Here is a 13132-nt window from a genome sequence, read left to right on the forward strand (position 1 = left end):
AGTTTTGTACACCCTTGCGTATTTCCTGTCGCAATTTTAGCTATATCTATCCATATAGACCCAAGAATTGCGAAATCGGTCGTTGAAATTCCTTTTGGGCGACCTGCACTCATTATATTCAGCAGATTGGAACTGTCTTGAGCGCTTATCAAAAGACAATTGGTCGTGCGGTTACGCTTTCAGGCGTCGGCGTTCATGGCGGAGCTCCCGCTTCGGCGACATTCTTCCCGGCTGATGCCGATACCGGCATCGTATTCCAGCGCTCAGACCTGAAGGGCAAGGCGCCCGAAGTGCGCGCTCATGTCTCGCAGATCGGTGCGACGGACCTTTGTACGTCTCTCGGGCCGAAGGAGTCCAAGATCGACACGGTGGAGCATCTGATGGCGGCAATCGCCGCTCTCGGGATTGACAACCTTGTCGTGGAAGTCGATGGCCCTGAAGTTCCCATTCTTGAAGGAACCTCGGCTCGTTTTATCGAGGCTTTCGATGAAGCGGGTATCGTCACGCAGGAAGCGAAGCGCCGCTTTATCCGCATTTTGAAAACGGTCCGCGTCGAAGCTGGCGGCTCCTGGGGGGAATTTCGCCCCTTCGCCGGCACGCGATTTGAGGTCGAGATCGACTTCGAGTGCCCGCTGATCGGCCGGCAGAAATTCGCGGACGATGTGGATGAGGCAACCTTTCGCAAGGAGCTTTCCACGGCACGCACTTTCGGTTTCATGAAGGACGTGGAGCGCCTCTGGGCTTCCGGCCATGCGCTTGGTTCGTCGCTCGACAATTCGCTCGTCATCGGTGACGATAACTCGGTCATCAATCCCGGTGGTTTGCGTTTCAAGGACGAGTTCGTCCGTCACAAGACGCTCGATGCCGTTGGCGATCTGGCCTTGGCAGGCCTGCCGTTCATCGGTTGCTTCCGTTCCTATCGCAGCGGCCACCGGCTGAATGCGGAAACCGTGAAGGCGTTGCTGTCGGACAAGTCGGCATTCGATATTGTCGAAGCTTCGGGTGTCCGCAAGAATTCCCGAGCATCCGATTTCGTTGCCGTGAAGCCGAATATCGCTGCTCCCTGGGCGCTTTGATTTATAGCATGAAATGAGTGGGTATCGGCACATGGCCTTAATTGGGCCGTGTTCGCCGGTTCCCCTCGCAATTGAGTCGGTGCGCCGTTTCCGCGGTGGATTGATCGGGGAGTATCTACCCATGCGGGTGGTCAATACCGGGGACAATTCACACTGGTTACGGGTTTCGACGTGCCGTCCGGCGGATTCGGGCTACTAGACGATTGCCGATTTCGCCTGCATGTGGTTTATGGACGGCCAAAACAGCGTCAGCAATGTTCTTACATTCGCTGGAGCTGAATGTTTTGTATGGATGGAGCAGCCGTGCAGTGCTAGAAGCACGCAACTCCAAACAGGAATGACGCTGCCAGAAGGCCGGAGACCGCATGACGAGTTTCAAATTCAAGGGTGTGACGAAAACCGCGCTGCTGACTGGCGCTATCGCCGTTCTTATCCCGCTCGCCGGTTGTGCCAGCAAGGACGACGACATCGATCTCACCAAATATGTCGAGACGATCGATCCTGCCGACAAGCTCTACAATGAAGGTCTCGCCAATCTGGATGCAGGCCGCCTCGATGAAGCCGCGAAGAAATTCGCTGCCGTCGACCGCCAGCATCCCTACACGGAATGGGCGCGCAAGTCGCTCGTGATGGCTGCCTTCACCAACTACCGCAAGGGCAATTACGAAGAAGCGATCTCGATGGCGAAGCGTTACAACACGCTTTACCCGACTTCGCCGGAATCGGCCTATGCCTATTACATCATCGGTCTTTCCTACTTCCGCCAGATTCCGGACGTGACCCGCGACCAAGCCGCAAGCCGTCGCGCAATCGCCGCGATGCAGGAAGTGGTCGATCGCTTCCCGGACTCCGAATATACGGATGACGCCAAGGCCAAGATCCGTTTCGCCCGCGACCAGCTTGCAGGCAAGGAAATGCAGGTCGGCCGTTACTATCTGGAACGCAAGGAATATCTGGCTGCCATCAAGCGCTTCCGCGGCGTGGTGGAAGAATATTCCAACACCCGCCAGGTGGAAGAAGCGCTCGCCCGTCTTGTCGAAGCCTATTATGCGCTTGGCCTGACCTCGGAAGCCCAGATGGCCGCGTCGGTTCTCGGCAAGAACTATCCGGACAGCCAGTGGTACAAGGACAGCTACAAGCTCCTGCAGAGCGGCGGTCTTCAGCCGCGCGAAAATGGCAATTCGTGGCTGGCCAAGGCTTCGACGCTCATCACCGGCGGCGGCTCATAAGCTGATTCTCACATGCTGTCGCACCTGTCGATCCGCGATATTGTTCTGATTGAAAGGCTCGACATCGAGTTCAAGACGGGCTTGTCCGTGCTTACCGGTGAAACCGGGGCGGGCAAGTCCATCCTGCTTGATTCGCTTTCACTGGCTCTGGGCGCGCGCGGCGACGCCTCACTGGTGCGTCATGGCGCCGATCAGGGGCAGGTGACGGCGGTATTCGATGTGCCCGGCGGACATCCTGCCCGGAATTTTCTGCGCGATAACGGTTTTGACGATGATGGCGACATCATCCTGCGCCGCCTGCAGATGGGCGATGGCCGCACGCGCGTCTTCATCAATGATCAGGCGGCGAGCGTCGCGCTTCTTCGTGATCTTGGGCGCAAGCTCGTGGAAATTCACGGCCAGCACGACGACCGCGCCCTGATCGATACCGATCTTCATCGTACATTGCTGGATGCCTTCGGTGGTCTCGAACAAGAGGCTGCGGTGGTTCGTGAGCGTCACAAGGCCTGGCGCGACGCGGAAACCGCACTTGCCAAACACCGCGCCCGCGTCGAGCAGGCCGAGCGCGAAGGCGACTATCTGCGCTCTTCGGTCGAAGAACTGACGAAGCTCGATCCGCAACCCGGCGAAGAGGAAGAACTCGCTGAACGTCGCGCGATCATGATGAAATCCGAAAAAATCGCCGGTGACGTGAACGAAGCTGGCGAATTGCTGTCGGGACAGGGGTCTCCCGTGCCGTCGCTTGCAAGCCTTGTGCGTCGGCTGGAGCGCAAAATTCCGGAAGCGCCGCATCTGCTGGAACCGGTTTGCAAGGCAATCGACGAAGCGCTCAACAGTCTGGCTCTTGCGCAGGACGGCATAGATCATGCCATGCGCGAAATCGATTTCGATCCCCGCGTACTGGAACAGGTCGAGGAACGGCTTTTTGCGCTGCGCGCTGCCGCGCGCAAATATTCCGTTGCCGTGGAAGGCCTGCCCGCGCTGCGTGACAAGATGGATTCCGATCTTGCCGACCTTGATGCCGGGGCGGAAAAGCTCGTCCAGCTTGAAAGCCAGGCGAGCGAAATGCGTGCGGCCTATGACACGACTGCCGCCAAGCTCTCCGCTTCGCGTAAGGAAACCGCAGAACATCTGAAGGCCGCTGTGATGGCCGAATTGCCTGCGCTCAAGCTCGAGCGCGCCGAGTTCATCGTTGAAATGACGACCGATCCGGAAACCCGCGCGGCGGAAGGCATCGATACGGTGGAATATTGGGTGCGCACCAATCCGGGCACGCGGGCAGGGCCCATGATGAAGGTCGCTTCGGGCGGCGAGCTTTCGCGTTTCCTGCTGGCGCTGAAAGTGGCGCTTGCCGATCGCGGTTCTGCTCCGACGCTCGTATTCGATGAAATCGATACCGGCGTGGGCGGCGCTGTAGCGGATGCGATCGGCCAGCGCCTTGCACGGCTTTCGGGCCGTGTGCAGGTGCTTTCGGTTACACATGCGCCGCAGGTGGCGGCGCGTGCCTCCACCCATTTCCTGATTGCCAAGTCGGCCACCAACGAAGACCGGATGGCGACCTCGATTCGATCGATCGGGGTAGACGAGCGGCAGGAAGAGATTGCCCGTATGCTCGCCGGCGCCAGCATCACTGATGAAGCGCGCGCGGCAGCGGAGCGCCTCCTTGCCGAAAATAGCGCGCTGGCAATTTAAAAGCCTGTCAGCAGTCACTGTGCAGTCCGCTGTTTTCGTAGGCGTAATCATATTTCTTGGTTATGTTGGGCGAAACTGAATCAGCAGGTTTTGCTTCGCTTATGACCGATATTCCCGTCGAAAAACTGACCGAGCCTGAAGCCGTTTCCGAACTGGAGCGGCTGGCGCGTGACATTGCGCATCATGATGAGCTTTATCATGCCAATGACCGGCCGGAAATTTCAGATGCGGAATATGACGCGCTGAAGCGGCGCAACGATGCAATCGAAGCGCGCTTTCCGCATCTGGTGCGGACAGATAGCCCGTCCTTGCGGGTCGGCACTGCGCCGGTTTCCAAATTCGCCCCGATTGTCCATGCGCGCCCGATGCTTTCGCTCGGCAACGCGTTTTCGGATGAGGACGTGCGTGACTTTGTCGGCAGCGTCTACCGATTTCTGGGGCAGTTGCCGGATAATTCCATCGCTTTTACCGCCGAGCCGAAGATCGACGGCCTTTCCATGTCGATCCGTTACGAGAACGGAGTTCTGGTCAGCGGCGCAACACGCGGCGACGGCACGACCGGTGAGAATGTGACGGCGAATATCCGCACCATTGCCGAAATCCCGAACAGGCTACCGGCTGGAGCGCCGTCCGTGGTGGAAGTGCGCGGCGAGGTCTATATGGCCAAGAGCGATTTCCTCGCGCTCAACGAGCAGATGGCCGCTGAAGGCAAGCAGACCTATGTGAACCCGCGCAACACGGCAGCAGGTTCGCTACGCCAGCTTGACGCCAAGGTGACGGCAAGCCGCAAGCTGAAGTTCTTCGCTTATGCCTGGGGTGAAATGTCGGACATGCCCGCCGACACGCAGATGGGCATGGTCGAGATGTTTCGCGAGTGGGGATTCCCGGTCAACCCGCTGACAAAGCGGCTTCACGGGGCGGACGAATTGCTTGCGCATTACCGTGCCATCGGGCTCGAACGACCGACGCTGGACTATGACATCGACGGCGTGGTCTACAAGGTCGACCGGCTCGATCTGCAGACGCGGCTCGGTTTCCGCTCGCGCAGCCCGCGATGGGCCATTGCGCACAAGTTTCCGGCGGAACAGGCGACGACGATCCTGCGCGGTATCGACATTCAGGTCGGGCGAACCGGCGCGCTGACGCCGGTGGCGCGACTGGAGCCAATTACCGTCGGCGGTGTGGTCGTCACCAATGCGACGCTGCACAACGAAGATTATATCAAGGGCATCGGTCTCAAGGGGGAGCGTATCCGCGCGGACGAGCATGACATTCGCGTTGGCGATACGGTCATTGTGCAGCGCGCAGGTGACGTTATCCCGCAGATTGTCGATGTTGTACTGGAGAAGCGTCCGGTCGATGCCGTGCCGTTCCATTTCCCGCATGAGTGCCCGGTCTGCGGGAGCCACGCGGTGCGTGAGGAAGGCGAGGCGGTATACCGCTGTACCGGTGGCCTGACCTGTGCGGCGCAGGCGGTCGAGCGCATTCGCCATTTCGTATCGCGCAATGCCTTCGATATCGAAGGTCTTGGCGAAAAGCAGGTTGAGTTCTTCTTCCACGCCGAAGATGACAGCCTCAAGATCAAGTCGCCTGCGGATATCTTTACGCTGCAAAAGCGGCAGGCGGGTTCGCTCAAGAAGCTTGAGAACATCGAAGGCTTCGGCGCGACTTCCGTGAAGAAGCTTTACGACGCAATCAACGACCGGCGCGAGATTGCCCTCAATCGCTTTCTGTTCGGCCTCGGCATCCGTCATGTCGGCGAAGTCAATGCCAAACGCTTCGCCCGAGCCTATCTGTCTTATGCCGCGTTTGAAAAAGCTGCACTGGAAGCCGTCCCGCCGAAAGAAGGCGACCGTACAGACAAAGGTAATGAAGCCTGGCAGGACCTGATCGCGGTAGAGGGCATTGGTTCCATTGTTGCTGAGGCGGTCGTGGATTTTTATGCCGAGCCGCATAACCGCGAAGTGCTGGCGGCTCTTCTGGCGGAAGTGACGCCGCTTGATGAGGCGGCGCGCGTTGCCACCGGTTCGCCGGTGGAAGGCAAGACGGTGGTGTTTACCGGCAGTCTGGAGCGTATGTCCCGCGATGAGGCCAAGGCCATGGCAGAACGCTATGGGGCAAAGACCGCCGGATCGGTATCGAAGAAGACCGATCTTGTGGTGGCTGGACCGGGTGCGGGCTCCAAGCTTGCCAAGGCATCGGAGCTTGGCATCGAAGTCATTGACGAAGATGCCTGGTTCAAGCTGGTCGGAGAAGAATAATGGCCCCGTTCAACGGTTTTGGCGAGAAAGCGATCCCGTTTCTGAAAGCTCTGGATTTTCACCAGAACCGCGAATGGTTCGTGGAGAACAAGGAACTTTTCGAGCAGCAATTGAAGGAGCCGCTTGGCGATCTTGTCGAGGAACTGACGAGCCGGTTTGAAAAGGCTGGTCTGCCGTTCAAGGGCGACCGAGCGAAATCGCAGTTCCGCATCAAGCGTGACACGCGGTTTTCGAAGGACAAGGCTCCCTATAATCGTCATCTGTCTGCACTGCTGTCGCAATCGGGCACGAAATGGGACGAGAGCGGATGCTTTTATGTCTGCATCGGCTTGCCGGGTGTGCGCGACAGCTACGCCTGTGTCGCGTGGTGGGGACCGAAGAAAGAACTACTCCAAGCCATACGCAACTCTATCGTCGAGAAGCCGGAAGAATTCCGTGCCATGGTCGCGAAACTCAAGAAAAATGGTTTGAAGATCAGCGACTACGACCGGCTGAAACGAACGCCGCGGGGTTTTGAGGCCGTCACCGACGACGATCTGCTGGAAGCCATTCGCAATCGGCATTTCTCGGTGCGGATGGAAATCGATCCTGAAACGATTACCCGCGCCGATCTGGCGAATCGTCTTGTCGATTTCACCGAACGGGCTCGTCCGCTTGTGGACTGGATGCACAAAATCGAAAAGACTGTTCCACAACAATCATAATCATTCATGAATGCATCAGCGGGATTTATGAGTGATGCCCAAATGCGGCATCGCCGTTTAATAGTATGATTTTTTGGGAAATCATATTCCAACGGGCAGCAGAATTTCATAACTACTCTTCATTCGGAGGAGTGAGTATTCGTGAATCAGACTTTTCGGCCCGGAAGGGCTTCAGCGCACCCCGATATTGTTGACGGTGTCCGGCGCGGACTTCCGCTTGTCGTCGCAGGGGCGCCATTTGGCTTGCTGTTCGGCGCGCTGGCTGTCGATAACGGCTTGTCGCTTTCCGAAGCGGTATTCATGAGCGCGATCATCTATGCCGGTGCCAGCCAGATGGTGGGGCTCGATCTCTTCAGCCAGAATATTGCGCCGTGGATGATCGTCATGTCGATCTTCGCGGTCAATTTCCGGCACGTGCTCTATTCGGCGACGACAGGTCGCCGCATCCGTCACTTCAGGCTATGGCAAAAGGCGCTGGCCTTTTTCGTTCTGGTGGACATCCAGTATGCAGAGGTCGAACAGCGTGCGGAAGCCGGCAAGCCGGTCACCTTCGCCTGGTACATGGCCCTCGGGCTCACCTTCTATCTGACCTGGGTTCTGGAAGCGCTGATTGGTGGTTTGTTCGGCAATCTGATAACCAACCCCTATGCCTTCGGCATCGACTTTCTTTTGCCAATCTATTTTCTCGGCATGGTCATGAGTTTCCGCCATCGCCAGAAGTGGCTGCCTGTCGTTATAGCCAGTGCGATTTCTGCGGTCGCAGCCTACAAATTTGTGGGGTCTCCGTGGCATGTTTCGCTGGGCGCGCTTGGCGGAATTGCGCTGGCGGCGATTATCGCAAAACCACGCGAAGGGGAGGCGTAAATGTCCACCACGATCTGGATCGTTCTTGCAGGCGCGCTCTGTACCTATCTTACCCGCATCGGCGGGCATCTGGTCCTGTCACGCTTCAGCCATGTGCATTATCGGGTGGAAGCGGCGCTCAACGCTGTGCCTGCGGCTGTTCTGACGGCCATTGTGGCCGCACCCGCTTCAGATCACGGCTGGCGGGAACTGCTCGTGTTGGCGGTGTGTATCGTGCTCTCGCTGCGGCTCAGCATGATGACAATGTTCTTTGCGGGCGTAGCGCTCCTGATGGCGCTACGCCATTTTGCTGCGTGAAAGTGCTATTAAAGCGGCGCGGTGGCCGCTTCGAGCCATTTGCGTTCAGCGTCCTTGAGATGGGCTGACAGCTTCTCACGCACGCGGGCGTGATAGCTGTTCAGCCAGTCGATTTCCTCCTGCGTGAACAGCGACTTGTCGATCAAGCGCCGGTCGATGGGGCAGAAAGTCAGTGTCTCGAAGCCCATCATCGGAATATCGCCGCCTTCGGGCACTTCCGGTTCGGTGACGATGATGAGGTTTTCGATGCGGATGCCGAATGAACCCGGCTTGTAATAACCCGGCTCATTGGAAAGGATCATGCCCGGCAGCAACTCCTGCGCGCCCTTCTTCGAAATGCTCTGCGGGCCTTCATGGACCGACAGGTAGGAGCCGACGCCATGGCCGGTTCCGTGCGCGTAGTCGAAACCATGCTTCCACAGTGCGATGCGGGCCAGAACGTCGATATCCTGGCCGCGCGTGCCTTTCGGGAAACGGGCGGTGGTGATCGCGATCACCCCTTTCAGCACGAGCGAGAAGGCCTTGATCGTCTCCGGCGACACGCTGCCGATGGGCACGGTGCGGGTGATGTCGGTGGTGCCATCGCGATATTGCGCGCCGGAATCGACCAGATAGAGTTCGCCGTCTTCGAGCGTCCTGTTGGTGTCGGTGTTGACGCGGTAATGGATGATCGCGCCATTTGGGCCCGCACCGGAGATCGTGTCGAAGGATATGTCTTCTAGCGGCATCTGGAAATCTCGCCCGGCATCGGCACGCGATTCTTCCAACTTTCGGGCCGCGCTGATTTCATCGACCGTACCGGGCTTCTGGGCATCGATCCAGGAAAGGAAATTGACCATCGCCACGCCGTCGCGCTCATGCGCTGCGCGCGAGCCATCAAGCTCGGCCTTGTTCTTGATGGCGCGAGGAATACGGGCCGGATCCTTGCCCTCGATCACGCTACCGCCTGAACTGTCGACGATGAGGCGGAGTTTTTCGGCAGCAAGAGCGGGATCGAGAAGGATAGCTTCGCCTTTGACCGCGCGGGCACTGAGATGCCCCTCCAGATCGGCAGGTGCTGCGAGCCTGGCAAGCTGCGTCAGATAGGCACGCGGTTCGATGGCGAGCTTGCGTTCATCAATAAAAAGCTCTGGCTCGCCTTGCGCGGGAATGATGGCAAAGCTGAGCGGAAGCGGCGTGTTGGAAACGTCCTTGCCGCGAATATTGAACACCCACGCGACCGAGGACGGATCGGTGAGGACAGTCGCGCTGGCCCCGCTTGCGGCAACGGCCGTCTGCATTTCCCTGATTTTGTCCTCCGCCTCATGGCCTGCGAAACGGGCTGGCTGGATCGTGACTTCCGCCGCAGGTACGCCGGGCTGGTCGTCCCAAATGGCGTCGACAAGGGTGATCTCGACTGGAACCAGTTGACCACCCTGGTTTTCGAGCGCCTCACGCAAAGCGCGTGCTTCCGAAATGGTGTGAAGCCACGGGTCGAAGCCGATATTCAGCCCCTTGCCGTTCTCCGCCAGCCAGGAAGCCGGTGGATTGGTGACGAGACTTTCATAGGAAAAGACCTTTGGGTCGGTCTGGGCGCGAACCTGCAATTCGTAGCGTCCATCCACGAAAACATAGGCGCTGTTCTTGAGGATGAGTGCAGCACCTGCCGATCCGGTGAAGCCGGTCAGCCAGGCAAGACGCTGCGCATGGGGCGGGACATATTCTCCCTGATGCTCATCGGCGCGAGGAACCAGAAAACCGTCGAGGCCAAGCTCGGCCATCTTTGCGCGCAGCTTTGCAACGCGCGGGGCTCCATTGGCCGGATTTGTGGTGACGTCGAAATTCTGAAAAGCCATTTTGTAACTCGCTCAAAACAGGAATACGCCTTGGTGCATGCGGCCCGTTAGAGCAGTCTGGTTAAACTGCTCTGTCTCTTGGATGTTACGCATTATCCGAAGCAAAACCACTTCGCACTTTTGCTGGAAATGCTTTATTTCAAATGGATCGCCACCCAGCCTTCGCGATGCAGCGTCTTTTGATGGGTGAGACCCTGTGCCTGATAGGCAGCGAGCACCGCATCGTGCTGGCTGTCAAGTATTCCGGAAAGAATGATGGAACCGCCGGACGCCAGATGTTCTTTTAGGGAGGGAGCAAGCTCGATAAGCGGATTGGCCAGAATATTGGCGACGATCAGGTCGAACGGCGAATAGGAACGGAAGATCGCGTGGCCGAAGCCTTCGGCCGTTGCAGTGACGATGTGCTCGGCAACGCCATTCTTGGCGGCATTTTCAGCGGCGACCGTGACGGCGACGGGGTCGATATCGGTAGCCAATACCGGAATGGGAGCGAGCTTGGCGATAGCGATGGCGAGAACGGCGCTGCCGGTACCCAGATCAAGCGCATTGGTCGGATGTTCGTTGGTGACGGTCTCCTCGATCAGTTCGAGGCATCCCGCCGTTGTTCCGTGATGGCCGGTGCCAAAAGCAAGACCCGCGTCGATTTCGATGGGTATATCGTCCGCTTCGATCTTGTCGCGGTCGTGCGAGCCATGGACGAAGAAACGTCCGGCTCTCACCGGCTTCAGACCTTCAAGCGAATGCGTGACCCAATCGATGTCCGGCAGTTCCTCGACGGCAAAAAGGCCCGTCCCCACCAGTTCATCGATCCGCCCGGCAACTTCTTCGGCATCGTCCTCGACATAAACCGAAACCTCGAAAACCTGTCGATCTTCATCGATCTCGGTGATTGCTATGGGAAAGCCATCCTCCTCGAAAGCCTGTTCGAGAATGTTGTAGACGCGCTCGGCTTCCGCCTTATCTGCCGAAAAGAAAAGTCGTGACTGGGCCATGAAGTAAAAAGCTCTCTGCTGGAAATGTTCTTGAGCTTCTCCTTAGCTCTTTGCAGCGCCTTTGGCCAGATTCTTCAACTTTTCCAGAGCCGTATCAGGGTTTTCCTGATAGGCGATGGTGCTGCGGAAGCGGCCGCCCTTGTCGAGCAGAAATACCGATGCCGTATGATCCATGGTATATTCGCCGTCTTCACCGGGAACCTTCTTTGCGTAGACGTGGTAGGACTTCACCACATCCGCAATATTCTGCGGCGTACCGGTGACGCCGATGATGCGGTCGGAAACGTTGCCGACATAGGTTTTCATAACTTCCTGCGTGTCACGTTCCGGGTCGACGGTGATAAAATAAGCCTTGATGTCACTGCCTTCCGGTCCGAGTTGCTTCAGCCAGCCATCCATCTCATAGAGAGTGGTGGGGCAGACATCGGGGCAGTGGGTGAAGCCGAAGAAGATGGCCGCTGGCGCGGCGCGCAGGTCGTTCTCGGTGAACGGCTTTCCGTCCATGGTGACGAGGTTGAGTGGGCCGCCAAACGGTTCTTTAGCCGCCTGCTTGTCGCGGAAAAGGTTAAGCCCCGCAGCGCCGACAATGACGACGATAAAGGCGATGATGAAGATGGGCAGGAATTTTTTCATGTCCAGTCAGCCTTGAATTTCCGAACGCGCCTCGTTGCGCTGCTCAATAACCTATCTTTTCCTTATGCATTGCAGAACCGTCGTTAAAGCCGCATCCTGCCATCATGAAGAGCTGGCGGCAGTGTAGGGTCATTTGTTCAATTTTCAATAATTTCTGAAATTTTTGACTATTTGTCGCGTGGGAGACGTGAGGGTTCAGAGAGCGCCTGCTTTGTCTTTCGCAAGGGGGCGAACTGATATATGCCTGAAATGGCAGCGGGATAGGCTGATCTTTCGGATTGCGCTGCTTGTAGCGATGCTTCGGGTGAATATTCATGACGTCGTCAGATGATCTTCGTTTACAGAACAGTGAACCTCGCATTCATTCCACTGCTCAGCTGAAATCAGTCAAGCTGGGGCGGTACGCGGATATCGGTGAGCGCGTGATTCTGCGTGAAGTCACGGTCGGCGATTTCACCTATTTCGAGCGGAATGGCGAGGGGATCTATGCCGAGATTGGCAAGTTCTGCTCCATTGCTGCGAATGTCCGCATCAATGCGCTTGAACACCCGATGGAGCGGCTGACGACGCATAAGGTAAGCTACCGGCCAAATGAATATTTTCGTTATCTGGGCGTTGATGGAGAGTTCCGCGCAAGGCGTCAGGCGCAGCGCGTGATCATCGGCAATGATGTATGGATCGGCCACGGCGCGGTCATCACACCGGGCGTCCAGATCGGCCATGGCGCTGTGATTGGCGCGAATGCAGTCGTCACGAAGGATGTGCCGCCTTATCATGTGGTCGGTGGTGTTCCGGCCCGTTATATCCGCAAAAGGTTCGACAATGCCGTCATAGAACGGCTGCTTGAACTTGAATGGTGGAACTGGCCAGTGGAAAAACTCTACGAAGCGGTGCCGGACATTCAGGCGCTCGAGATTGAGGCGTTTCTTGAAAAGTGGAGCGGCTGAATCCGACTCTTGCAAAGCCGTAATTATTTTCCCACTTTCACGTCACGATAGTTCTGGAGACTGGAAAATATGGTCGGACTGAAGCGTTTTGCCGGTTTGTTGCTTGCTCCAATGATGGTTGTTGCAGCTTCGGCGGCTCCCGCCGAGGAAGTCGGCAAGGTCGGCGTCGACTGGCTTGGAAATGATATCGTCATCGACGCGGTACAGGACCCGAAGGTGCAGGGCGTAACCTGCCATCTGGCGTCGTTCTCACGTGGCATGATCGACCGGTTGCAAAAGGGTAACTGGTTTGAAGACCCATCCAATGCTTCGATTTCGTGTGAGCAGACAGGGCCTATCACCATCGGCGACATCGATCTTGGCAAGGGTGGAGAACGGGTTTTCTCCGAACGCACCAGTCTGATCTGGAAGAAGCTCGTCATCACGCGCATTTACGACAAGACGAACAATACGCTGCTTTATCTCGCCCATGCGACGCAGGTTCAGGACGGTTCCGCGAAGACCTCGCTTTCGACCGTGCCGCTCTATAAGGGCGATGTTACGTGGGCTAAAGGTAAGCCGGAATAGCAAAGCTTTTGCTAATCCGGCTTCTTCACCAGGCG

13 protein-coding genes are annotated in these 13132 nt (G+C 57.5%); 9 read left to right on the top strand and 4 right to left on the bottom strand.

Translation table 11 applies throughout. The annotated features are described in order from the left end of the window. Positions 1 to 137 precede the first annotated feature (137 nt). The 7 genes from lpxC (at position 138) to JNC63_RS10220 (ending at position 8123) form a co-directional block, all read left to right on the top strand. Positions 138 to 1076, top strand: coding sequence for a UDP-3-O-acyl-N-acetylglucosamine deacetylase (lpxC, locus tag JNC63_RS10190; protein WP_081252504.1), 939 nt, complete (start codon positions 138 to 140; stop codon positions 1074 to 1076). 365 nt (positions 1077 to 1441) lie between these two features. Further along, a complete protein-coding gene (locus JNC63_RS10195; RefSeq protein WP_063620875.1) occupies positions 1442 to 2305 on the top strand; it encodes an outer membrane protein assembly factor BamD in 864 nt (287 codons plus the stop codon). 12 nt (positions 2306 to 2317) lie between these two features. Further along, positions 2318 to 3997 carry a DNA repair protein RecN gene (recN, locus tag JNC63_RS10200; RefSeq protein ID WP_063620877.1) on the top strand — a complete coding sequence of 560 codons (1680 nt, stop codon included), beginning with the start codon at positions 2318 to 2320 and terminating at the stop codon, positions 3995 to 3997. A gap of 101 nt (positions 3998 to 4098) precedes the next feature. Further along, positions 4099 to 6258 carry an NAD-dependent DNA ligase LigA gene (gene ligA, locus JNC63_RS10205; protein WP_063620950.1) on the top strand — a complete coding sequence of 720 codons (2160 nt, stop codon included), beginning with the start codon at positions 4099 to 4101 and terminating at the stop codon, positions 6256 to 6258. Continuing rightward, positions 6258 to 6962 carry a DUF2461 domain-containing protein gene (locus JNC63_RS10210; protein ID WP_063620879.1) on the top strand — a complete coding sequence of 235 codons (705 nt, stop codon included), beginning with the start codon at positions 6258 to 6260 and terminating at the stop codon, positions 6960 to 6962. Before ligA ends, JNC63_RS10210 begins: the two co-directional genes overlap by 1 nt. A 141-nt stretch (positions 6963 to 7103) precedes the next feature. Next, positions 7104 to 7826 (top strand): AzlC family ABC transporter permease, encoded by a 723-nt coding sequence (locus JNC63_RS10215; RefSeq protein WP_063620881.1) that lies wholly within the window; start codon positions 7104 to 7106, stop codon positions 7824 to 7826. Then, positions 7827 to 8123, top strand: coding sequence for a branched-chain amino acid transport AzlD family protein (locus JNC63_RS10220; protein ID WP_063620883.1), 297 nt, complete (start codon positions 7827 to 7829; stop codon positions 8121 to 8123). It abuts the gene before it with no gap. Positions 8124 to 8131: 8 nt separating this feature from the next. Here the strand turns inward: JNC63_RS10220 and JNC63_RS10225 are convergent, their stop codons facing one another. The 4 genes from JNC63_RS10225 to JNC63_RS10240 form a co-directional block, all read right to left on the bottom strand. After that, positions 8132 to 9958 carry an aminopeptidase P family protein gene (locus JNC63_RS10225; RefSeq protein WP_063620885.1) on the bottom strand — a complete coding sequence of 609 codons (1827 nt, stop codon included), beginning with the start codon at positions 9956 to 9958 and terminating at the stop codon, positions 8132 to 8134. Positions 9959 to 10092: 134 nt separating this feature from the next. Further along, complete coding sequence (locus JNC63_RS10230) at positions 10093 to 10950, bottom strand: 50S ribosomal protein L11 methyltransferase (protein WP_063620887.1); 858 nt, start codon at positions 10948 to 10950, stop codon at positions 10093 to 10095. Positions 10951 to 10992: 42 nt separating this feature from the next. Then, positions 10993 to 11583, bottom strand: coding sequence for an SCO family protein (locus JNC63_RS10235; protein ID WP_006467205.1), 591 nt, complete (start codon positions 11581 to 11583; stop codon positions 10993 to 10995). A 43-nt stretch (positions 11584 to 11626) separates the two neighbouring features. Continuing rightward, positions 11627 to 11899 carry a hypothetical protein gene (locus JNC63_RS10240; RefSeq protein WP_138725349.1) on the bottom strand — a complete coding sequence of 91 codons (273 nt, stop codon included), beginning with the start codon at positions 11897 to 11899 and terminating at the stop codon, positions 11627 to 11629. On the opposite strand from JNC63_RS10240, the gene JNC63_RS10245 reads away from it, so the two are divergent. Together JNC63_RS10245 and JNC63_RS10250 are read left to right on the top strand one after the other, a co-directional pair. Next, positions 11898 to 12530: a DapH/DapD/GlmU-related protein gene (locus tag JNC63_RS10245; protein WP_063620889.1), complete on the top strand. Its 633-nt coding sequence runs from the start codon at positions 11898 to 11900 to the stop codon at positions 12528 to 12530. The genes JNC63_RS10240 and JNC63_RS10245 overlap by 2 nt on opposite strands. 69 nt (positions 12531 to 12599) lie before the next feature. Next, positions 12600 to 13097, top strand: coding sequence for a CreA family protein (locus JNC63_RS10250; RefSeq protein WP_021586867.1), 498 nt, complete (start codon positions 12600 to 12602; stop codon positions 13095 to 13097). The last annotated feature ends 35 nt before the right edge of the window (positions 13098 to 13132 follow it).

Source organism: Brucella ciceri (genome assembly GCF_041930145.1).
Lineage (GTDB): Bacteria > Pseudomonadota > Alphaproteobacteria > Rhizobiales > Rhizobiaceae > Brucella > Brucella intermedia.

Coding starts and splice junctions, on each gene's coding strand:
- JNC63_RS10195 (WP_063620875.1), top strand. CDS start 1,442: ATGACGAGTTTCAAATTCAAGGGTGTGACGAAAACCGCGCTGCTGACT.
- recN (WP_063620877.1), top strand. CDS start 2,318: ATGCTGTCGCACCTGTCGATCCGCGATATTGTTCTGATTGAAAGGCTC.
- ligA (WP_063620950.1), top strand. CDS start 4,099: ATGACCGATATTCCCGTCGAAAAACTGACCGAGCCTGAAGCCGTTTCC.
- JNC63_RS10210 (WP_063620879.1), top strand. CDS start 6,258: ATGGCCCCGTTCAACGGTTTTGGCGAGAAAGCGATCCCGTTTCTGAAA.
- JNC63_RS10220 (WP_063620883.1), top strand. CDS start 7,827: ATGTCCACCACGATCTGGATCGTTCTTGCAGGCGCGCTCTGTACCTAT.
- JNC63_RS10225 (WP_063620885.1), bottom strand. CDS start 9,958: ATGGCTTTTCAGAATTTCGACGTCACCACAAATCCGGCCAATGGAGCC.
- JNC63_RS10230 (WP_063620887.1), bottom strand. CDS start 10,950: ATGGCCCAGTCACGACTTTTCTTTTCGGCAGATAAGGCGGAAGCCGAG.
- JNC63_RS10235 (WP_006467205.1), bottom strand. CDS start 11,583: ATGAAAAAATTCCTGCCCATCTTCATCATCGCCTTTATCGTCGTCATT.
- JNC63_RS10245 (WP_063620889.1), top strand. CDS start 11,898: ATGACGTCGTCAGATGATCTTCGTTTACAGAACAGTGAACCTCGCATT.
- JNC63_RS10240 (WP_138725349.1), bottom strand. CDS start 11,899: ATGAATATTCACCCGAAGCATCGCTACAAGCAGCGCAATCCGAAAGAT.
- JNC63_RS10250 (WP_021586867.1), top strand. CDS start 12,600: ATGGTCGGACTGAAGCGTTTTGCCGGTTTGTTGCTTGCTCCAATGATG.